Annotated in this window: 15 protein-coding genes and 4 pseudogenes; 14 read left to right on the top strand and 5 right to left on the bottom strand. The window is 69.1% G+C overall.

What is annotated here, in order from left to right:
- Positions 1 to 3: 3 nt before the first annotated feature.
- The 5 genes and pseudogenes from G6N51_RS10440 to holA all read left to right on the top strand — a co-directional run.
- Positions 4 to 1,240, top strand: a pseudogene (locus tag G6N51_RS10440) (acyl-CoA dehydrogenase family protein); the annotation flags it as partial.
- Positions 1,240 to 2,096 (top strand): annotated as a pseudogene (locus tag G6N51_RS10435) (hypothetical protein); the annotation flags it as partial. The pseudogenes G6N51_RS10440 and G6N51_RS10435, both read left to right, overlap by 1 nt.
- Before the next feature lie 504 nt (positions 2,097 to 2,600).
- Positions 2,601 to 2,789: pseudogene (locus G6N51_RS29650) on the top strand (ComEA family DNA-binding protein); the annotation flags it as partial.
- A complete protein-coding gene (locus tag G6N51_RS10425) occupies positions 2,782 to 4,377 on the top strand; it encodes a ComEC/Rec2 family competence protein (RefSeq protein WP_232078322.1) in 1,596 nt (531 codons plus the stop codon). The pseudogene G6N51_RS29650 and the gene G6N51_RS10425, both read left to right, overlap by 8 nt.
- 44 nt (positions 4,378 to 4,421) lie before the next feature.
- Positions 4,422 to 5,381 (top strand): DNA polymerase III subunit delta, encoded by a 960-nt coding sequence (gene holA, locus G6N51_RS10420; RefSeq protein WP_142274841.1) that lies wholly within the window; start codon positions 4,422 to 4,424, stop codon positions 5,379 to 5,381.
- A 13-nt stretch (positions 5,382 to 5,394) separates the two neighbouring features.
- Here the strand turns inward: holA and rpsT are convergent, their stop codons facing one another.
- Entirely contained in the window at positions 5,395 to 5,655 is a 261-nt protein-coding gene (gene rpsT / locus G6N51_RS10415) for a 30S ribosomal protein S20 (protein ID WP_083168827.1), read from the bottom strand.
- Between the two features lie 146 nt (positions 5,656 to 5,801).
- Between rpsT and G6N51_RS10410 the strand changes: the two genes are divergently transcribed.
- Genes G6N51_RS10410 through G6N51_RS10400 form a run of 3 tightly spaced genes read left to right on the top strand, consistent with a single transcriptional unit; the run spans position 5,802 to position 9,294 of the window.
- Positions 5,802 to 7,478: a circularly permuted type 2 ATP-grasp protein gene (locus G6N51_RS10410; RefSeq protein WP_083168830.1), complete on the top strand. Its 1,677-nt coding sequence runs from the start codon at positions 5,802 to 5,804 to the stop codon at positions 7,476 to 7,478.
- A complete protein-coding gene (locus G6N51_RS10405; RefSeq protein ID WP_083168833.1) occupies positions 7,478 to 8,455 on the top strand; it encodes an alpha-E domain-containing protein in 978 nt (325 codons plus the stop codon). The genes G6N51_RS10410 and G6N51_RS10405 overlap by 1 nt, the downstream gene beginning before the upstream one ends.
- Positions 8,455 to 9,294, top strand: a complete 840-nt coding sequence (locus G6N51_RS10400; RefSeq protein ID WP_083168836.1) for a transglutaminase family protein — start codon at positions 8,455 to 8,457, stop codon at positions 9,292 to 9,294. Before G6N51_RS10405 ends, G6N51_RS10400 begins: the two co-directional genes overlap by 1 nt.
- Positions 9,295 to 9,312: 18 nt before the next feature.
- On the opposite strand, the gene G6N51_RS10395 is transcribed toward G6N51_RS10400, so the two are convergent.
- A complete protein-coding gene (locus G6N51_RS10395) occupies positions 9,313 to 10,152 on the bottom strand; it encodes a ribonuclease Z (protein WP_083169232.1) in 840 nt (279 codons plus the stop codon).
- Between the two features lie 183 nt (positions 10,153 to 10,335).
- On the opposite strand from G6N51_RS10395, the gene G6N51_RS10390 reads away from it, so the two are divergent.
- Positions 10,336 to 10,764, top strand: a complete 429-nt coding sequence (locus G6N51_RS10390; RefSeq protein ID WP_083168839.1) for a CBS domain-containing protein — start codon at positions 10,336 to 10,338, stop codon at positions 10,762 to 10,764.
- A gap of 27 nt (positions 10,765 to 10,791) precedes the next feature.
- Here the strand turns inward: G6N51_RS10390 and G6N51_RS10385 are convergent, their stop codons facing one another.
- Positions 10,792 to 11,391, bottom strand: a complete 600-nt coding sequence (locus G6N51_RS10385) for a type II toxin-antitoxin system PemK/MazF family toxin (RefSeq protein WP_083168841.1) — start codon at positions 11,389 to 11,391, stop codon at positions 10,792 to 10,794.
- On the opposite strand from G6N51_RS10385, the pseudogene lepA reads away from it, so the two are divergent.
- The 4 genes and pseudogenes from lepA (at position 11,373) to G6N51_RS10365 (ending at position 15,834) form a co-directional block, all read left to right on the top strand.
- A pseudogene (lepA, locus tag G6N51_RS10380) lies at positions 11,373 to 13,367 on the top strand (translation elongation factor 4). The gene G6N51_RS10385 and the pseudogene lepA overlap by 19 nt on opposite strands.
- A 2-nt stretch (positions 13,368 to 13,369) precedes the next feature.
- Positions 13,370 to 14,098 (top strand): sensor domain-containing protein, encoded by a 729-nt coding sequence (locus G6N51_RS10375; RefSeq protein WP_083168847.1) that lies wholly within the window; start codon positions 13,370 to 13,372, stop codon positions 14,096 to 14,098.
- A complete protein-coding gene (locus G6N51_RS10370) occupies positions 14,098 to 14,877 on the top strand; it encodes a sensor domain-containing protein (protein WP_083168850.1) in 780 nt (259 codons plus the stop codon). Before G6N51_RS10375 ends, G6N51_RS10370 begins: the two co-directional genes overlap by 1 nt.
- Positions 14,878 to 14,997: 120 nt before the next feature.
- Positions 14,998 to 15,834 (top strand): sensor domain-containing protein, encoded by an 837-nt coding sequence (locus G6N51_RS10365; RefSeq protein ID WP_083168853.1) that lies wholly within the window; start codon positions 14,998 to 15,000, stop codon positions 15,832 to 15,834.
- Positions 15,835 to 15,846: 12 nt separating this feature from the next.
- Here G6N51_RS10365 and G6N51_RS10360 read toward each other — a convergent pair whose 3' ends face one another.
- Together G6N51_RS10360 and G6N51_RS10355 are read right to left on the bottom strand one after the other, a co-directional pair.
- Entirely contained in the window at positions 15,847 to 17,883 is a 2,037-nt protein-coding gene (locus tag G6N51_RS10360; protein WP_083168856.1) for a glycoside hydrolase family 15 protein, read from the bottom strand.
- Positions 17,884 to 17,948: 65 nt separating this feature from the next.
- Entirely contained in the window at positions 17,949 to 19,184 is a 1,236-nt protein-coding gene (locus G6N51_RS10355) for an FAD-dependent oxidoreductase (RefSeq protein WP_083168859.1), read from the bottom strand.
- 53 nt (positions 19,185 to 19,237) lie between these two features.
- On the opposite strand from G6N51_RS10355, the gene G6N51_RS10350 reads away from it, so the two are divergent.
- Entirely contained in the window at positions 19,238 to 19,432 is a 195-nt protein-coding gene (locus G6N51_RS10350; RefSeq protein WP_083168862.1) for a hypothetical protein, read from the top strand.
- Positions 19,433 to 19,489: the final 57 nt, after the last annotated feature.

Raw genomic sequence — 19,489 nt, 5'->3', positions numbered from 1 at the left:
CCGGTGACGTCGGAGTCGGTTGAGGAATTCCGGGACGGGCCAGGGCGTGGCTGGCCGAGAACCTGCCGCGGCTGGATTCCGGAGACGCGATGGTCCTGCAGCGCGACGAACTGACCTCCTGGCAGCGCGCCCGCGAACTGCAGAAGAAGCTGTACGACGGCGGATTCGCCGGCATCTGCTTTCCGCGCGAATACGGCGGCCTGGGCTTGGGTTACGAATACAAGAAGGCGTTCGATGCCGAGGCGCTGGCCTACGAGACGCCACTGATGCTCAACGTTCCCTCTTTCGCCATCTGCTGCGCGACGATCCTCGACATGGGCAGCGAGGAGCAGAAGCGCACGCACATCGCGGCCGCGTTGCGCGGCGACGAAGTGCTTGCAGCTGCTGTCCGAACCCAGTGGGGATCAGATCTGGCGGGCATCCTCACCGCGCCGACCGCCGTGACGGGCGGTGGGTCATCAACGGCGCCAAGACGTGGAGCACGTGGGCGTTCGCCGCCGACTACGGCCTGTGCCTGGCCCGGACTGACTGGAACGCGCCCAAACACGAAGGGCTGACGATGTTCCTGGTGCCGCTGCGGCATCCCGGCGTCACGATCAACCGCATCAAGCAGGTCAACGGCTCGGTCGAGTTCTGCGAGGAGTTCTTCGACGACGTCGACGTGGGCGACGACGCCGTGGTGGGGGAGCCGGGGAAGGGCTGGGACGTCGCGTCGCGCCAGCTCTACCACGAACGCCGCAGTATGGGCGACGGATCGGAATACACCAGCGGACCGGGAATCGCTGAGGCTGAAGACATTTCGGTTGACCTGCTGGCCGTGGCCGAGAAGGCGAACCAGGCCGGCAGCGAACGAGTCCGCGAGATGGTGGGCAGGGCCCTGGTCCATCGGGCCGTGCACGGACAACTCAGCGAGCATGTCTTCCACGCGGTGACCGACGGATCCCTGCCGCCCGCCGCGGGATCGATCATCCGGCTGTTCATGGCCGAGGTGCACGACGTCGAAAACGACACCGCGTTGGCCGTCGCGGCCCGGCGGCCGTGGTCGACGACGAGGCGGGGCTGCTCGACATCGGCGTCCGCTACCTGGGCCGTCAGATCGCCAGCATCGGCGGCGGAACCACCGAGATGGCGCGCAACGTGATCGGGGAGCGGGTCCTGAACCTGCCGCGCGAATACGCCGCCGACCGTGGCGTGCCGTTCAACCAGGTGCGGCACGGAAAAGCCTGAAGGGGGCCGGAATTGGGCGACCAGCTTCGTGACATCCGCGAGTTGGCGGGCGACTCCGAGGCCTACCGCGACGAACTGTATCGACGCTGGACCGGCCTGCTCAGCTACCGCTACATCGGCCGCAAACACCTCGATGGACCTCGGAGAGGTCGACGACACCGTCACCATCCGCCGGGCCATGCGCACAGCCGGGGAATCAGTGGATCCTGGCACCCGTGGCCATGCTTCTCCCCGGAGGGCTGCCAGACGGACATGGTCGCGGTCCCCAACCCGGTCATCGCGTCGGTTCAGATCATCGACCCCGGCTACGACGTCAACCGAGTCGAGATCCTCGGCTCCGGTCTTCATCGTGCACCAGGGCCGCACCATGGGTTGCACGGGGCGCCTGCAGAAGATCGTCGTACGCCGACGCAGGTCCGCCGGCCGTAGGTGGATCGCCGGTTCCGCACGACGGGCACCCGGGGCGATCTGGCACCGCCGGAAGGCCTGGGCCGGATGGACGTTTCGGGCACGGAACTGGTGATCGAGGACTCGCCGGACCTGCCGCCGCTCTGGCGGGCCTTCGGCGCCAGCAGGCGCACCGACGGCTACTGGGTGCTACCCGAGCTCAGTACCGAACTCGCTTCCCGGATGCCGCGCTGCACATCGGACCGCAACACGTCGTCCTCGAGACCGCGGCGATCGATCTCGCCGCCGACATCGCCGGCACGCGAAAGCTGCAGGTCGGTCAGCTGGCACGTCATGTTCATGTCACGCGGCAAAGTGGGCCCCTTCCGCGTCGAGGGCAGCGCGTATCGGGCGGCCCGGGACGCGTCGGCGTGCGCATGCTGCACGACGAGGGGAACGCGGACAAGGCCGTCACGTCGGCCCGGCGATCGCCATCGGGGACCAGAATCGCTCTGGACCAGAATCGCTGCCCGCGCGATGGTGCGCCCCCGATCGGAGACGCGTGGCAGGACTGGCTGGCCGGGCAACGGTCGCGCGTCATCGGGCTGGCGATCGCCGGCGGTCCTGGGTGCTCGTCACGTGCGGACGCTGGTCGGCCGAGGGGCCGGTGGTGTGGTGACGTGGTGGGCCTGCCACGAGGGCAAGGCGGTCGACGGCCGAGGTCCGGGGACGCGAGCCCCGACCTGCGCCGCGAGCGTGCCCACAGCCCGCTGGTCACTGGGCCAGGGCGCGGTCGGACGCGCCACCGCGGGCTGAACGACAGTCGGCGGAACATCGAACAGATCCCCTCGTCGACGCGGGTCGTCGGACTCGCCCCGGTCCCCGGGCAGCCGGCGGCGCTGGGGAGCTCGGTGGCTTCGGGCTCCACGCCCACGTCGAAGCCACCGCGCACGGGGGCCGGACCGGCGAAGCCGAGGGTGGATGACGTGGTCGACCTCAACACCGCGACCGTGCAGGACTTGGACGGCTTGCCCGGTGTCGGCCCGGTCACGGCGGCCGCGATCGTCGCCTGGCGACAGGCCAACGGCAAGTTCACCAGCGTCGACCAGCTCGCCGAAGTCGACGGCATCGGGCCGGCGCGGCTGGAGAAGTTGCGCGCCCTGGTCCGTGTCTGACACCCACGGTTTGGGCGTCGTCGCGTCGGGGGCGGCGCGTGTCGACGCCCGCCTGGTGCCGGCCGCGCTCACCTGCTGGGTGGTGACCGCCGCCGGGATCTGGTGGCCGATCGGCCGGGTGCTGGCGGCCGGGTGTGTGGTGTTGGCCGCCGCCTCGGGCGCGCTGGCGTGGCACGCGGCGCGCGGGCAGGGCGAGACCCGGCGGCTGGGCGCCGTCAGCGCCGGCCTGGTCGCGGTCGGGATCATCGGCGCGGGGTTCGGGTTGGCGGTCGCGCTGCGCGCGGAAGGGGTAGCTCGCCACCCGATCACGGCGGCCTTCGGGACGGCCGCCCCGGTGACGGTCACTCCCACCGAGAGCCCGGTGTCGCTGGGTCGCGGACGGCTGATGTTCCGCGCCAAGCTGCAGCGCCTGCGCGACGCGCGGATTGCCGGACGGGTGGTCGTCTTCGCCCGGGCCGCGGACTTCGCATCGGACGCCGACGGACTGATGGTGGGCCGTCCGGTGCGGTTCACCGCGCGGATCGGCCGACCGACCCGCCGGGATCTCACCGTCGCGGTGCTCAACGCGTCGGGCCGGCCGACCGCGGGCACCGCCGGCGCCGTGCACCGGGCGGCCCACACGGTGCGCGGCCGGTTCGCCGCCGCCGTCCGCGGCGCGTTGCCCGGCGAGCAGGCGGCCATGCTGCCCGCCCTGGTTCTGGGTGACACCTCGGCGGTCACCGCCGAGACCGACCGCGATTTTCGCGCGGCGGGGATGACCCACCTGATGGCGGTGTCGGGCGCCAACGTGACCATCGTCTGTGCCGCCGTGGTGTTCTCGGCGCGATTGATCGGCCCGCGGGCGGCCGTCGTCCTCGCCGCGCTGACACTGGTCGCGTTCGTCGTCGTGGTGCAGCCGACGGCGAGCGTGTTGCGGGCGGCGGTGATGGGCGCCATCGCGCTGGCGGGGATGCTGTTCTCGCGGCGGCGGCAAGCGATCCCGGCGCTGTGCGCCGCGGTGCTGGGTTTGCTGGCGATGGCGCCCCAGCTGGCCGTCGACGTCGGCTTCGCGCTGTCCGTGGTCGCGACTGCGGCGTTGGTCGTCATCGCGCCGGTGTGGTCGCGGCGGCTGGTGGGGCGGGGTTGGCCCCGGCCGCTCGCCGACGCGCTCTCCGTCGCCACGGCAGCGCACGTGGTGACCGCGCCGCTGGTGGCCGGTATCTCGGGGCGGGTCAGCCTGGTGGCGGTGGGCGCCAACCTCGCGGCCGCGCCGGTGATAGCGCCGATCACCGTGCTGGGCAGCGCGGCGGCCGTCTTGAGCGTGCCGTGGCCGTCCGGCGCGCAGTTGTTGATCCGCTTCACCGGCCCCGAGCTGTGGTGGGTGATCAGGGTGGCGCGATGGTCGGCCGGTGTGCCCGCGGCGACGCTGCCCGTCCCGTCCGGGCTCCCCGGAGCCCTGCTGGTCGCCGGGGTGACGGCGCTGGTCCTCGTGGCGGTCGTGCGGCTGCGCGGCCGCCGCAGGTTTGGTGGCGCCGTCGTCTTGGGCGCAGGGGCGGCGGCGCTCTGCGCGCTGGCCTGGTGGTTGTCCAGGCTGCTGGATCCCGCGTAGTCGGTCCGTCGTGACACCATCGTGGGGTGAACGAGGATTCGCCGCTGCACCTGGTCCTGGGAGACGAGGAGCTGCTGGTCGAGCGGGCGGTGGCCGACGTGTTGCGGTTGGCGCGCCAGCGGGCCGGCTCCACGAACGACGCCGACGTTCCGGTCAGCCGGATGCGGGCGGGTGACGTCAGCACCTACGAGCTCGCCGAACTGCTGAGCCCGTCACTGTTCGGTGACGAGCGCATCGTCGTGCTCGAGGCCGCCGGCGACGCGGGCAAGGAGGCGGCCGCGGTGATCGCCTCGGCCGCGGCCGACGTCCCGCTGGGCACGACACTGGTGGTCGTGCATTCGGGCGGCGGGCGGGCCAAGGCGCTGGCCGCCGAGTTGCAGTCGCTGGGCGCCGTCGTGCATCCCTGTGCGCGAATCAGCAAGGCCAGTGAGCGGATCGACTTCGTGCGCAAGGAGTTTCGCGCGCTGCGGGTCAAGGTCGACGAGGACACCGTGACCGCCATGCTGGACGCGGTCGGGTCCGACGTGCGGGAGCTGGCGGCCGCTTGTTCGCAGCTCGTCGCCGACACCGGGGGGATCGTCGACGCGGCCGCGGTGCGCCGCTACCACAGCGGCAAAGCCGAGGTGAAGGGGTTCGACATCGCGGACAAGGCGGTGGCCGGCGACGTCGCGGGGGCCGCCGAGGCGCTGCGATGGGCGATGATGCGCGGTGAGCCGCTGGTGGTGCTGGCCGACGCGCTGGCCGAAGCGGTCCACACGATCGGCCGGGTCGGCCCGCTGTCCGGCGATCCCTACCGGCTGGCGTCGCAGCTGGGGATGCCGCCGTGGCGGGTGCAGAAGGCCCAGAAGCAGGCGCGGTATTGGTCGCGCGACAGTGTGGCGGCGGCGATGAAGGTGGTGGCGGCGCTCAACGCCAACGTCAAAGGGGCCGTGGCGGACGCGGATTACGCGCTGGAATCGGCGGTCAGGAAGGTGGCCGAGCTGGCCGCCCACCGGGGCCGGTGAGCCCGCGGGGGGCTCAGAGCTGGTTGAGCGCTCGCGCCAGGGCCGACTTCTTGTTGGCCGCCTGATTCTTGTGGATCACGCCCTTGCTGGCCGCCTTGTCCAGCTTGCGGGTGGTCGCCGCGAGCAACTCCGTGGCCTTGTCCTTATCGCCGGCGTGGGCGGCCTCGCGGAACGCGCGCACGGCGGTGCGAAGCGAAGACTTCACCGACTTGTTGCGCAGTCGAGCGCGCTCGTTGGTGCGATTGCGCTTCTGCTGCGACTTGATGTTGGCCACGCTTTTAGTTCCTTCTCCGCTTCGACGTTTGTTTCAGGCGCCGGAAATCACCACAGCGACTGCCCAGGTTATCAGTCGGTTACGTTTTCTCCCAAAACGGGAACCCGTGGGCTGCCATAACGCCAATTTGAGGCAGCATCTAAAAAGTGAGTCTTCCGAGCCAGCTTGAGGAAACCAGGCGGGGGTTGCGCGCTGCGCGCGCCGAGCACATCTTTGGCGGCTACAACACGTCGTCGGACACCTATTCGATGGCCTTCGACGAGATGTTCGACGCGCAGGGCACCGTCCGGGGTCCCTACAAGGGCATCTACGCCGAGCTCGCGCCGTCCGACGCCTCGGAGCTCCAGGCCCGCGCCGAAGCGCTGGGCCGCGCGTTCATCGACCAGGGCATCACGTTCTCGCTGTCGGGTCAGGAACGCCCGTTTCCGCTCGACCTTGTTCCGCGGGTGATCTCCGCTGCCGAGTGGAGCCGATTGGAGCGCGGCATCATCCAGCGCGTCAAGGCGCTCGAGATGTATCTCGACGACATCTACGGCGACCAGGAAATTCTGAACGACGACATCATCCCGCGCCGCCTCATCACTTCCTGCGAGCATTTCCACCGCGAGGCGATGGGCATCGTCCCGCCGAACGGCGTCCGCATCCATGTCGCCGGCATCGACCTGATCCGCGACGAGAAGGGCAACTTCCGCGTCCTCGAGGACAACCTGCGCTCGCCGTCGGGCGTGTCCTATGTCATGGAGAACCGGCGGACCATGGCGCGGGTCTTCCCGAACCTGTTCGCCACGCACCGGGTGCGTGCCGTCGACGACTACGCGTCGCACCTGCTGCGTGCCCTGCGCAATTCCGCGGCCACCAACGAGGCCGACCCGACGGTGGTGGTGCTGACCCCGGGCGTGTACAACTCGGCGTACTTCGAGCATTCGCTGCTGGCCCGCCAGATGGGCGTCGAGCTGGTCGAAGGTCGCGACCTGTTCTGCCGGGACAACCAGGTCTACATGCGCACCACCGACGGCGAGGTGCAGGTCGACGTCATCTACCGGCGCATCGATGACGCGTTCCTGGACCCGCTGCAGTTCCGCGCCGACTCGGTGCTGGGGGTGGCCGGCCTGGTCAACGCCGCGCGTGCCGGGAACGTCGTGGTCTCCAGCGCCATCGGCAACGGTGTGGGCGACGACAAGCTCGTCTACACCTATGTGCCGACCATGATCGAGTACTACCTGGGGGAGAAGCCGCTGCTGGCCAACGTCGAGACGTACCGGTGCTGGCTCGATGACGAACGGGAAGAGGTACTGGACCGCATCGACGAGTTGGTCCTCAAGCCGGTCGAGGGATCGGGCGGCTACGGCATCGTGTTCGGGCCGGACGCATCCGACAAGGAGCTGGCCACCGTCGCCAAGAAGGTCCGCGACGACCCGCGCAGCTGGATCGCCCAGCCGATGATGGAACTGTCGACCGTGCCGACGCAGATCGGCGACACCCTGGCACCCCGCTACGTCGACCTGCGGCCGTTCGCCGTCAACGACGGCGATGACGTGTGGGTGCTGCCCGGCGGGCTGACCCGGGTGGCCCTGGTCGAGGGCTCGCGGGTGGTGAATTCCAGTCAGGGCGGTGGCTCGAAGGACACCTGGGTGCTGGCCTCGCGCGCGTCCGGCGGCGAGCGGGAGCTCGGCGCGGCCGAGGTCGTGCGCTCGCTGCCCGAGTCCATTTCCGATCCGGTGCTCGACGGCGCGCCGCGGCTGACGCAGACGCAGACGCAACCCACCGAATCGCCACAGGAACAGCAGCTCCAGCAACAGCATCAGCGCCGGGCGAGGCGATGATGCTGGCGCGCAACGCCGAGGCGCTGTTCTGGATCGGCCGCTATGTCGAGCGGGCCGACGACACGGCGCGCATCCTCGACGTGGTCCTGCACCAGCTGCTCGAGGATTCCAGCGTCGACCCCGACCAAACGTCACGGCTGTTACTCCGGGTGCTCGGCATCGATCCGCCCGCCCACGACCTCGACGTGTGGTCGTTGACCGACCTGGTGGCCTTCAGCACCAACGCCTCCGGGGGTTCGTCGATCGTCGACGCGATCACGGCGGCGCGGGAGAACGCCAAGTCGGCGCGCGAGGTGACCTCCAGCGAGATTTGGGAGTGCCTCAACACCACCTATCACGCGCTGGCCGAACGCGAGCGTGCCGCCAGACGGCTCGGGCCCCACGAATTCCTGTCCTACGTCGAGGGCCGGGCGGCGATGTTCGCCGGGCTGGCCGACTCGACGCTGTCGCGCGACGACGGCTACCGATTCATGGTGCTGGGACGCGCGATCGAGCGCGTCGACATGACGGTCAGGCTGTTGCTGTCGCGGGTGGGAGACAGCGCATCGTCCCCGGCATGGGTGACGCTGTTGCGTTCCGCGGGCGCGCACGACACCTATCTGCGCACCTACCGCGGGGTGCTCGACGCCGGCCGGGTCGTCGAGTTCATGATGCTCGACCGGCTTTTCCCGCGTTCGGTGTTCTATTCGCTGCGCCTGGCCGAACACAACCTCGACGAACTGCTGCACAACCGGCAGAGCCGGATCGGGGCCACCGGGGAGGCGCAACGGCTGCTGGGGCAGGCCCGCAGCGAACTGGAATTCGTGCAGCCCGGTGTGCTGCTCGAATCCCTGGAGCTCCGCCTGGCCGGACTGCAGCGAACCTGTCGCGATGTCGGAGAAGCGTTGTCCGTGCAGTACTTTCACGTCACTCCATGGGTGGCGTGGTCGGACGCCGGCGACCGCGCCAGGCTGGTCGGCCGGCCGGGGGACAACTGATGTGGCGGCTGCGGGTGGTGCATACCACGGGCTACGCCTACCAGTCGGCGGTGACCGCCTCCTACAACGAAGCGCGGCTGACCCCGCGGTCGAACTCCAGGCAGAACGTCATCCTCAATCGCGTCGAAACCATCCCGGCGACCCGGTCCTATCGCTACATCGACTATTGGGGCACGGCCGTAACGGCTTTCGACCTGCACGCGCCGCACACCGACCTCACGGTGACGTCGTCGTCGGTGGTCGAAACCGAGGGGCCCGAACCGCCGGTCACCGACGTCGGCTGGCGCGAGCTGGACTCCGAGGCCGTCATCGATCGGTTCGACGAATTGCTGCGCCCCACCGACCACACCCCGGCGAGCAAGAAGGTGACGTCCGTGGCCAAGAAGATCGCCAAGTCGCACCGGCCCGCCGAGGCCGTCGTCGCCGCGGCGCACTGGGTGCGCAGCGAGCTGGAATACCTTCCCGGCACCACCAGCGTGCACTCGTCGGGGCTGGATGCGTTGAACGAGGGCAGGGGAGTGTGCCAGGACTTCGTCCACCTGTCGCTGATGTTGTTGCGCGCCATGGGTATTCCCGCGCACTACGTGTCGGGGTACCTGCACCCCAAGCGCGACGGCGTCGTCGGGGACACCGTCGACGGGCGCAGTCACGCCTGGATCCAGGCGTGGACGGGCGGGTGGTGGAGCTACGACCCCACCAACGAAACCGAGATTTCCGAGCAATACGTCAGCGTGGGCGCCGGGCGCGACTACACCGACGTCCCCCCGCTGAAAGGCATCTACTCCGGGCAGGGGGCGACCGATCTCGACGTCGTCGTGGAGGTCACCCGGCTGGCGTAGCCGCGCCGCGAATGACCGCTACGGCGCGTTGATTTCGACGCGAAGCAGGTCGTCGCCCAGTTCGATCCGGCCGCCGAACTTCGAGGCTGCCAGCGCCCGCCACTGTTCTTCCTGGCCCGGCACCAGCGCCGGCACGTAGTGCGTCATGACCAGGGTGCCGACCCCGGCACGGGCCGCGGTTGCCGCCGCCTCTTCGACCGACGAGTGGTAGTCGCAGATGTCCTGGAGCCGCTGTTGCGGAATGTTGCCGACGATGTCCTTGCGGATCACGGTGTGCACCAACGCGCTCGCGCCGGCCGCGAGCTGGTCCAGCCCGGCGCACGGCACCGTGTCCCCGGCGAGCACCACCGACGCCGTCCCGTAGTCGATCCGGAATCCGATGGTCGGCGCCACCGGTCGGTGATCGGTGGGCGCCACGCGGATCGACACGCCGTCGCGGTCCCACACCTCGCCCTCCGTGCATTCGTGGACCTCGACCGCGGGTGGTGCGTTCAGGTCGGCGTGATGAGCGATCCGGTACTCGATGTCGTGGCGGAACGCGTGCAGCGTCGACTCCACCGTCTCCGCGGTCCCGGGTGGTCCGATGATCGGCAGCGGCGCCGGGTCGGGGGCGAACGTGCTGATCCAGCGGGTGATGAGGAGGTCGCCGAGGTCGCCGATGTGGTCGCTGTGCAAGTGGGTGACCAGCAGCGCCGACAATCCGGCGGCGCCGACGCCCACCGCCGCCGCGCGCTGCAGCACGCCACGCCCGCAATCCACCAGAAACGCCTGCCCGCCGGCGCGGATCAGGGTGGACGGCCCGGCGCGGTTGGGGTCGGGGATCGGACTCCCCGTCCCGAGCAGCGTGATCTCGATCATGGCCCCCATCTTGCAAGGCGCGGCCCCCGGAGGGGGCCGATCGGGGGATCCGGTGCGCCGCGGTTCCGAACGAAGACGTCAGGGTATGGACACGGATCGGCTACCGGTTCTCTTCATGGCTTTTGCGCCGCGCGAGTTAGCCGTAGCCTGTGTGAAGCGGATCACAACCGGCTGGAGGCCTTGATGCGGATTGCGGACGTCTTGCGGAACAAGGGCGCGGCGGTGGTGACCATCAACCCCGAGGCGACGGTCAAAGAGCTGCTCGCCGGCCTCGCCGATCAGAACATCGGGGCCATGGTGGTCGTCGGCGACGAGGGCGTCGTCGGCATCGTCTCCGAGCGCGACGTCGTGCGCCAGCTGCACACCCACGGCGCCAGCGTGCTGTCGCGGCCGGTCTCCAAGATCATGACCGCCAACGTCGCCACCTGCACGAAGGCCGACACGGTCGACTCCCTGAGCGTGCTGATGACCAAGAACCGGGTGCGCCACGTGCCGGTGCTCGACGGCAAGAAGCTGATCGGCATCGTCAGCATCGGCGACGTGGTGAAGACCCGCATGGAAGAACTCGAGGCCGAACAGCAGCAGCTGCAGTCCTACATCACGCAGGGCTGATAGCCGCGCGGGGCTGAACGTCGCCCCTCAGCTCCAGGAGTAGTCCGCGCGCAACCGTTCGGCGACCAGGTCGAAGATGTCCCGATCCAGGATCGCGCCCTCGCGGCGGATGCTCTCTTCGGGCACGTCGAGCACCCGGTCCAGCCGAACCCAGCTCGGCCTGCCCTCGTAATCCCAAGCGCCAGAACCGATTCCGATCCAGTCCCGGTCCTCGGAGTGGCGCTCCTGGCTGGACACCATCAACCCCAGCAGGACGCGGCGATCACGGCCGACCACCAGCACGGGGCGGTCCTTGCCGCGGGTGGGGTCGTCCTCGTAGACCACCCACGTCCACACGATCTCGCCGGGATCGGCCCGGCCGTCGAGGTCGGGGGCGTAGACCAGCTTGCGCGCACGCTGCGCGGTGGGGAAGCTCGTGCTCGTCACCGGGCGGCCCGCGGCGATCGCGGGCTGTTGCGGCGCGGCGGCGGCGATGACGTTCGCGGTGATCTTGACCGCCTGCTGCAGTTCGCGCAGCACGGTCTGCGAGTTCTGCACGTGCCGGGCCAGTCGCGGGGCCCGGTCGAACACCAGGTTTTCCGCGAACCGCTGGAACGTCTTCCACTGGGATTTGCGGGCAGACGCCATATTCGCAGCATAGACGCGGGCGGGTGTGTGCGATTGTGTCCAAGTAGGTCCGGGCGCCCGGGCCTGGATACCCTGGACATACCCACGAGCCGGTGTTCGAGCGGCCGCAAGCATGCCCAGACCAGGAGATCCCCATCAGCAGTTTCGCCGACAAGACCTTCACCGCGCCGGCGCAGATTCGGAACTTCTGCATCATCGCCCACATCGATCACGGCAAGTCCACGCTGGCGGACCGGATGCTTCAGCTCACCGGCGTCGTCGACGAGCGGATGATGCGCGCCCAGTACCTGGACCGGATGGACATCGAGCGGGAGCGCGGGATCACCATCAAGGCGCAGAACGTCCGGCTGCCCTGGAAAGTCGGCGACGAAGAATTCGTCCTGCACCTGATCGACACCCCGGGCCACGTCGACTTCACCTATGAGGTGTCCCGGGCGCTGGAGGCCTGCGAGGGCGCGGTGCTGCTCGTCGACGCGGCCCAGGGCATCGAGGCGCAGACGCTGGCCAACCTGTACCTGGCGCTGGACCGCGACCTGACCGTCATCCCGGTGCTCAACAAGATCGACCTGCCCGCCGCCGACCCGGACCGCTACGCGGGCGAACTCGCGCACATCATCGGCTGCCGGCCTGACGATGTGCTGCGGGTATCCGGCAAGACCGGCGAGGGCGTGGCCCAGCTCCTCGACGAGGTGGTTCGGCTGGTGCCGCATCCGCAGGGCGACGCCGACGCGCCCACCCGGGCGATGATCTTCGACTCCGTCTACGACATCTATCGCGGTGTGGTGACCTATGTCCGGGTGATGGACGGCAAGATCGTCCCGCGTGAGCGCATCTTGATGATGTCCACCGGCGCCACCCACGAGCTGCTCGAGGTGGGCGTCGTCTCACCCGAACCCAAGGCCACCGAGGGCCTGGGGGTCGGGGAGGTGGGCTACCTCATCACCGGCGTCAAGGACGTCCGCCAGTCCAAGGTCGGCGACACCGTGACGACGGCCCGGCACGGCGCCACCGAGGCGCTGACCGGTTATCGCGAACCCAAGCCGATGGTCTACTCGGGCCTGTATCCCGTGGACGGCTCGGACTACCCGGACCTGCGCGACGCCCTGGACAAACTCCAGCTCAACGACGCGGCGCTGACCTACGAGCCGGAAACGTCGGTGGCGCTGGGCTTCGGCTTCCGGTGCGGTTTCCTGGGGCTGCTGCACATGGAGATCACCCGCGAGCGCCTGGAACGCGAGTTCGACCTGGACCTGATCTCCACGTCGCCCAACGTCGTCTACCGGGTGATCAAGGAGGACGGCACCGAGATCGTGGTGACCAACCCGTCCGACTGGCCCGAGGGCAAGATCGGCACGGTCTACGAGCCCGTGGTCAAGACCACCATCATCGCGCCCAGCGAGTTCATCGGCACCATCATGGAACTCTGCCAGTCGCGCCGCGGCGAACTCGGCGGCATGGACTACCTGTCGCCCGAGCGGGTCGAACTGCGCTACACCATGCCGCTCGGTGAGATCATCTTCGACTTCTTCGACTCGCTGAAGTCGCGGACCCGCGGCTACGCGAGCCTCGACTACGAGGAGGCCGGCGAGCAAGAGGCCCAACTGGTGAAGGTCGACATCTTGTTGCAGGGCGAGGCCGTCGACGCGTTCTCGGCGATCGTGCACAAGGATTCGGCGTTCGCCTACGGCAACAAGATGACCACCAAGCTGAAGGAGCTGATTCCCCGCCAGCAGTTCGAGGTGCCGGTGCAGGCGGCCATCGGATCGAAAATCATTGCACGCGAGAATATTCGGGCGATCCGCAAGGACGTGCTATCCAAGTGCTACGGCGGGGACATCACCCGCAAACGCAAGCTGCTGGAAAAGCAGAAGGAGGGCAAGAAGCGGATGAAGACCATCGGGCGGGTGGACGTCCCGCAGGAGGCCTTCGTCGCGGCACTGTCCACCGACGCCGCGGGCGACAAGGGCAAGAAATAGCCGTGACGCTGACGCGAGCCGGAGCTCTGGTCGGTATCGGCCTGCTGAGCAGCGGATGCGTCACGACCGTCGCCGGGACACCCACGCGCATCGGCCCTCTCGGCGGCGCCGGCCTGCCGCTCGAACAGGTCCTGCCCGACGGCGGGGAGGTCGGCGCGGCCGTCGGGAACGAGCTGCCACCACACAGCCCGCCGCTCGTGGGCGGTATCGATATGCTGCCCAACGGGATTCGCGACAGCGGTGGCGCCGCGCCCATCGAATGCCTCGGCGCGATCGCGCCGGCGATGCGGGTCGTCTACGAACATGGCCAGGTCCGCGCCGCCGCGACGCAGGACTACTGGAATTACGACTCCGGGGTGGCCGTGTCCAGCGCGACGGCGGCGGCGATCAAGCTGGCGCCGCCGGCCGACGCGCAACGGCTCTTCGAGTCGTTCGTGAAGCAATGGCAACACTGCGCCGGTACCACGGTGACGGTGTACACCCACGACCCGAGCAACACCGAGCTGTACTCGAAGGTGACGGACACCCGTGTCGACGGGCCGATACTGTCGGCGACCGTCCTCGCGTGGGACAACCACCACACCCCGCCGTGCCCGCAGGAACGGGCCGTGGGCGTCTCGGCGGACGTCATCGCCGACGTCAAGGTCGCCGTCGGCCCCGGCGCGCAAGCCGGGACCCGGGCCATCGATGTCGTCCGGGCGATGTTGCGAAAAGTCTCGAGCAGCAACTGATGACAACCGGCCGCACCGTCCTCGCCTGCCTGCTGGCCGTCGCGCTGGTCGCCGGCTGCACCGTCTCGGGCACCGCGCGACCCGCGCCGGGTCTGAAGCCCCACCCGGTCACGGGGCAAGCCGTCAAGAAGGTGCTGCTCGACGACGGTGAGCTCGCCAAACTGCTCGGCCAGTCCTTTGGCACCAAGGCCGAACTTCCGGCGCGGTTCGGCGGCCCCGAGGTGTTGCCGCCGGCGTTCGGGGCGGTCTCACCGCTGAACTGCGTCGGCGTCACCTCGATGATGGTGAAGAACGCCTACCAATCCGGCGACGTCAAGAACGCGGCGCGGGAGACGTGGTGGAACCTGCGCGGGCCGGCGAAGGTGATCAGTGTGGCCGAGGGCGTGGTCGCCTTGTCCAGCACCGCCGGGGCCGCCGCCTTATTCCAGCAGTTCGCCCGGCAATGGCGCGAGTGCGACGGCACGACGGTGACCATCGGGCGCCCGAGCATCATCACCGACCGTCCCGCGATCGTGTTCTCGGACACCATTTCCGAGGTGCGGATCTCTGATTCCGTTCTGGCGGCCACCATTTCGATCGACACCCAGTTGCCCGGCATACCGTCCAGCGGCCCGCGGCCCGAGGCGCGCGCGATCGGCGTGCGGGGGAACTGCCTCGTCGAAGTCGAGGTGGCGTTCTTCAATTCGACGAGCCCGGCGGGCGAGGGGTCCGGCGACGTGCACCGCAGCGCCATCGACGTCGCGCACGCGATGATGGACAAGGTCAGCGGGCTGAGCTGACCCGGCACCTGGTACCGCCCTGGGACTTTTCTGGGGTTGAGCTGTGCTTAGGTGTCCATGCCGTCTTCGCCGTGCCGCCAAGCCTAGACTCGGTTGAAGTGAGAGGTAGCCGAAAAGCGCATGGGAAGTATTTGCGGCATCGAAGTGTCCCGGCCCGCGGTTGTTGCCGCGTCGTCCGGTAGGCGCCGCGGTCGAGGTCGACGTTGGTGCGCAGCAGCCTTTCTGGTCGTCTTGATGTCGGCGACGGGCTGCTCGGTCACGGTCGCCGGCGCGGCGCGGGCACCAGCGAACCCCACGCCGCGATCCCTCAACGGGCAAGCCGTCAAGCGGGTGCTGCTCGGCAGGAGCGCGCTATCGCGCATCGTCAAGGAGCCCCTGGAGCCTGACCCGCGTTTCCCACCGCTCTTCGGGGGTCCCGAGATGTTGGGGGGTGCGGACTCGGGGAGGTCCGAAAGCTGCCTCGGAGTGGCGGTGATGACGCAGCGAGGCGCCTACCGGTCCGCCAATGTGAAAGATGTTGCGCTCACGACATGGCGGCCCAACGCTGGCTCCGCCGCGACGGTGACCAGGGTGCAGGAGGCCGCCATCGGCCTGCCCACGGCTGCCGACGCCAATGCCCTTTTCGCGACGTTCTCCAGGCAGTGGCAGGAATGCGATGGCAAGACGGTGCCCATTTCGGGTGGAAGTCTGCCGCTGGAAGTGCAAGTCAGTCACGTCCAGAGCGCCGTTTCCGTTGTCGCGGCGACTATTTCGATGCGATGGAACACAGCCCGCTTGTTCTCGCCCCCATCGCTTCCCGCCGCCCGGGCCGTCGGCGTGCGGGACAATTGCCTGATCGAAGTCGAGGTCGATTTCTTCGGCACATCCGGCGCGTCGCCGGAAGCGCAGGGGGACATCAACTCCAGCGCGCTGGACATTGCGCAAGTTATGCGAGACAAAGTGAGCGCGCTGAGCTGACCTCGCGCGCCACTACATCGGGGCGTTGGCGGGCTGGAACATCCCGGAGCCGTCGGCTTCCTCCTCGGCGCGGATCACGTGCACGACCGCGTTGATCAGCGCCAGGTGGGTGAACGCCTGCGGGAAGTTGCCCAGGTGCCGGCCGGTGCGCGGCTCGATCTCCTCGGCGTAGAGGTGCAACGGGCTGGCATAGGACAGCAGCCGCTCGCACAAGCGCTTGGCGCGCGCCACCTCGCCGATCTCCACCAGCGCCGACACCAGCCAGAACGAGCAGATCGTGAATGTGCCTTCCTCCCCGGACAGCCCGTCGTCGGTCTGTTCGACCCGGTAGCGCAGCACCAGGCCTTCGGAGGTCAGCTCGTCGGCGATGGCCAGCACGGTGTTGCGCACCCGGGGGTCGTCCGGGGGCAGGAACCGGGTCAGCACCACCAGCAGCAGCGAGGCGTCCAGCGCGTCGCTGCCGTAACGCTGGGTGAACACCCCGCGGGAATCCACCCCGTTTTGCAGGATGTCGTCCTTGATCTCCTCGGCGATGGCCCGCCACTGCTGGGCGTAGCTCTTCTCGCCCTGGCGCTCGGCCAGCTTCGCGCCGCGGTCGAGCGCGACCCAGCACATCACCTTCGACGAGGTGAAGTGCTGCGGTTCGCCCCGGACCTCCCAGATGCCCCGGTCGGGCTCGCGCCAATGCTTGATCGCCTCTTCCACCTGCTTCTTCAGCACCGGCCACAAGCTCTCCGGGATCTGCTCGCGGGATTTGCAATGCAGGTAGAACGAATCGAGGATCGAGCCCCAGATGTCGTGCTGGACCTGGTCGTAGGCACCGTTGCCGATGCGCACCGGGCGGGCATGGTCATAGCCGGACAGGTGGTGCAGCTCCTCTTCGACCAGGCTGCGTTCGCCGCCCACGCCGTACATCACCTGCAGCGGGTGCCGCTCGTTGCTGTTGGCGCCCGAGACGTCGGCGATGAACGCGAAGAAGTCGTCGGCCTCCCGGTCCAGTCCCAGCGTGTAGAGGCCCCACAACGCGAACGTCGAGTCACGCACCCACGCGTAGCGGTAGTCCCAATTGCGTTCGCCCTGCGGCGTTTCCGGCAGCGAGGTGGTGGCGGCCGCCAGCAGCGCCCCGGTGGGAGAGTAGGTCAGCCCTTTCAACGTGAGTGCGCTGCGTTGCAGGTAGGCCCGCCACGGGTGGTCGGGGAAGTTGCCGATGTTGATCCACTGCCGCCAGCACTCGGTGGTCTGCCACATCTTGTCCGCGGCCTCTTCGTAGGTCTGCGGCGCCGGGTGCTTGGTCCAGCTCAGGGCGACGAACACATCGTCGCCCTCTTTCATCCGCGTGCGTGCGCGCGCCTCGCGGCCCTCCAGCCCGATCCGCAGATTGGTGGTGAGCCGCAGGGTCGGGTGGGCGTCGGGCTGCTTGGCGGCCCGCGCGATGGCCTCACCGTACGCGTTGGCCGAGTACTCCCAGGTGGCCCCGACGCGGTGGTAGTCGAAGGCGGGCTCGCAGCTCATCATCAGCTCGACGGTTCCGCTGACGCAGCGCACCGTGCGCAGCAGGATGTGCTCGGCGTCCCAATCCATCGGCGTGCGGCGGTGGGTCCGCGATCGGCGCTCGATGTCGTGCCACGGCCCCATCACCAGCGCGTCGCGCACGATCAACCACCCGGTGTGGGTTTGCCAGGTGGTCTCCATGATGAGGCTGCCGGGCAGGTAGCGGCGGGCCGAGGGCACCGAGACGCCGTAGGGGCCGAGCCGGAAGTGGCCGGCGCTGCGGTCGAGGATGGCACCGAACACGCTGGGGGAGTCGGGCCGCGGCACGCACAGCCATTCGACGGATCCCGCGGGGGAGATGAGGCACGTCGTCTCCCAGTCCGACAGAAAGGCGTAATCGGCGATCGGCGGAAACGGGTTCCGCAGTGCCCCGCTGGAAGCCAGCGGCGCCGGTGCGCTGAAGTCGATGGGCGAAGGCAAGACCGCCGGAGCCGCTTCGAATGCCTCCTCGGGCATGGCGTCGGCGGGCTGATCATCGGGCTGGGCGTGCAGGACCATCCCGACATCATCATCTGTTCAGCGGCCCGGCGTCCATTCTTTCGCCGACGTGGCGCCACTCCCGGTTAACCGCGGCGGCGGGCAAACCCCGGTGCGTGCTCGGGCAGTGGACCGATTGCCACGAGGTAGCCGGCCAGTCGCCGCAGTGCGGCCGACCGGCCCACCACCCGCACACCCAGCGGTGCGCTGTCTTCGTTTCCGCTGACCGCCGCGGCTATCACGTTGGCATGGATCACCCGTTGCGCCGCCTGGAGCAGCACGGTGGGCAGCCAACGACGCGCCTGCACCCGGGCCAACCGCCAGGTGGGCACCCGGCCCGCGCGCAACGCGCCGGCCAGGATGCGCGCCGCGGCCACCGCGTCCGCCACCGCGAGGTTGATGCCGATCCCGCCGACCGGTGACATCGCGTGCGCGGAGTCGCCGATGAGCAGGACGCCGCCCGCGTACCAGCGCCGAAGCCGATTCAGCTGCACGTCAAGCAGTTTCACGTCGTCGAACGAAGTCAGCGTCGCCACGCGGTCACCCAGCCAGGGCACCATGCCGACCAGCGCCCGGTGCAGCGCCTCGATGCCCTGCGACCGAAGCCGGGCGTCGGTTCCCTTCGGGATGATGTAGGCGATCTGGTAGTAGTCGCCGCGATCGATCACGATGACCGCGTGCCCGGCCCGCAGCACGCCGGCCAGTCCCCGCGGATCGCCGGGGTGGCGGGGCAGCCGGAACCACCACACGTCCATGGGAGCGCCGAAACTCTGCGGTTCGAGGCCGAGCGCCGAGCGCACCGAGGAGGAGCGACCGTCACAGGCCACGGTCAGCTCGGCGCGCATGTCCTTCACCTGACCGCTCTGGTCGCGGTAGGTGACGCCGACGACGCGGTCCGCGTCCCGGATGACGCCGGTCACCTCGGTGCTGCGCAGCAGCCGGAAGGTCGGCTCGGCCTCGGCGGCGGTGGCCACCAGCTCCAAGAAGTCCCACTGCGGCACCAGGGCGATGTGCTTGTGCGCGCCGGGCAGACGGGTCAGGTCGAGGGCCACCGGTTCGTTCTGTATCTCCATGTGGACGGTGTCGATGAGGCGATGCGGGAGCTGGGCGAACCGTGAGCCCAGGCCCAGCTCGTCGAGCAGCCGCAATGTGCTCGCGTGCACGGTGTCCCCCCGGAAATCGCGGAGGAAGTCGGCGTGCTTTTCCATCACCGTGACTTCGACGCCGGCGCGAGCCAGCAGCAGGCCCAGCACCATGCCCGCCGGGCCCCCGCCGGCGATCAGGCAGGCCGTCGCCTCGGGCGCGGACGACGGGGCAGCCATGCGCCGATCTTGGCACATTGGTCTTCGGCGGCAAGGCCGAATAGGGTGAGCCCGTGACCGCGTTCCTGAATTGGTGGGACGGCAACGAGCTGTGGCTTTCCGGGCTCGCTTTCGTGCTCCAGGCCATGGTGGTGATGCCGGTCGTGCTGGTGGTGGCGGCCGTCACAGCGGGCCTGCTCGATGGCCTGCTCGGCAAGAGCATCGCCTTGCTGCGCCGTGCCCGCCGCACCGGTGAGGCGCCCGGGTAACGCGCATGCCTCGGTCACACGTGACGTTGATTCTGGTCGCGCTCGTGGTGCTGGTGA

Source organism: Mycobacterium paraseoulense (assembly GCF_010731655.1).
Taxonomy (GTDB): Bacteria; Actinomycetota; Actinomycetes; order Mycobacteriales; family Mycobacteriaceae; genus Mycobacterium; species Mycobacterium paraseoulense.
This window is presented reverse-complemented; position numbering and strand designations above follow the sequence as displayed.

Coding starts and splice junctions, on each gene's coding strand:
- G6N51_RS10405 (WP_083168833.1), top strand. CDS start 7,478: ATGCTGGCGCGCAACGCCGAGGCGCTGTTCTGGATCGGCCGCTATGTC.
- G6N51_RS10370 (WP_083168850.1), top strand. CDS start 14,098: ATGACAACCGGCCGCACCGTCCTCGCCTGCCTGCTGGCCGTCGCGCTG.
- G6N51_RS10385 (WP_083168841.1), bottom strand. CDS start 11,391: ATGGCGTCTGCCCGCAAATCCCAGTGGAAGACGTTCCAGCGGTTCGCG.
- G6N51_RS10365 (WP_083168853.1), top strand. CDS start 14,998: ATGGGAAGTATTTGCGGCATCGAAGTGTCCCGGCCCGCGGTTGTTGCC.
- G6N51_RS10400 (WP_083168836.1), top strand. CDS start 8,455: ATGTGGCGGCTGCGGGTGGTGCATACCACGGGCTACGCCTACCAGTCG.
- G6N51_RS10390 (WP_083168839.1), top strand. CDS start 10,336: ATGCGGATTGCGGACGTCTTGCGGAACAAGGGCGCGGCGGTGGTGACC.
- G6N51_RS10355 (WP_083168859.1), bottom strand. CDS start 19,184: ATGGCTGCCCCGTCGTCCGCGCCCGAGGCGACGGCCTGCCTGATCGCC.
- G6N51_RS10360 (WP_083168856.1), bottom strand. CDS start 17,883: ATGGTCCTGCACGCCCAGCCCGATGATCAGCCCGCCGACGCCATGCCC.
- G6N51_RS10395 (WP_083169232.1), bottom strand. CDS start 10,152: ATGATCGAGATCACGCTGCTCGGGACGGGGAGTCCGATCCCCGACCCC.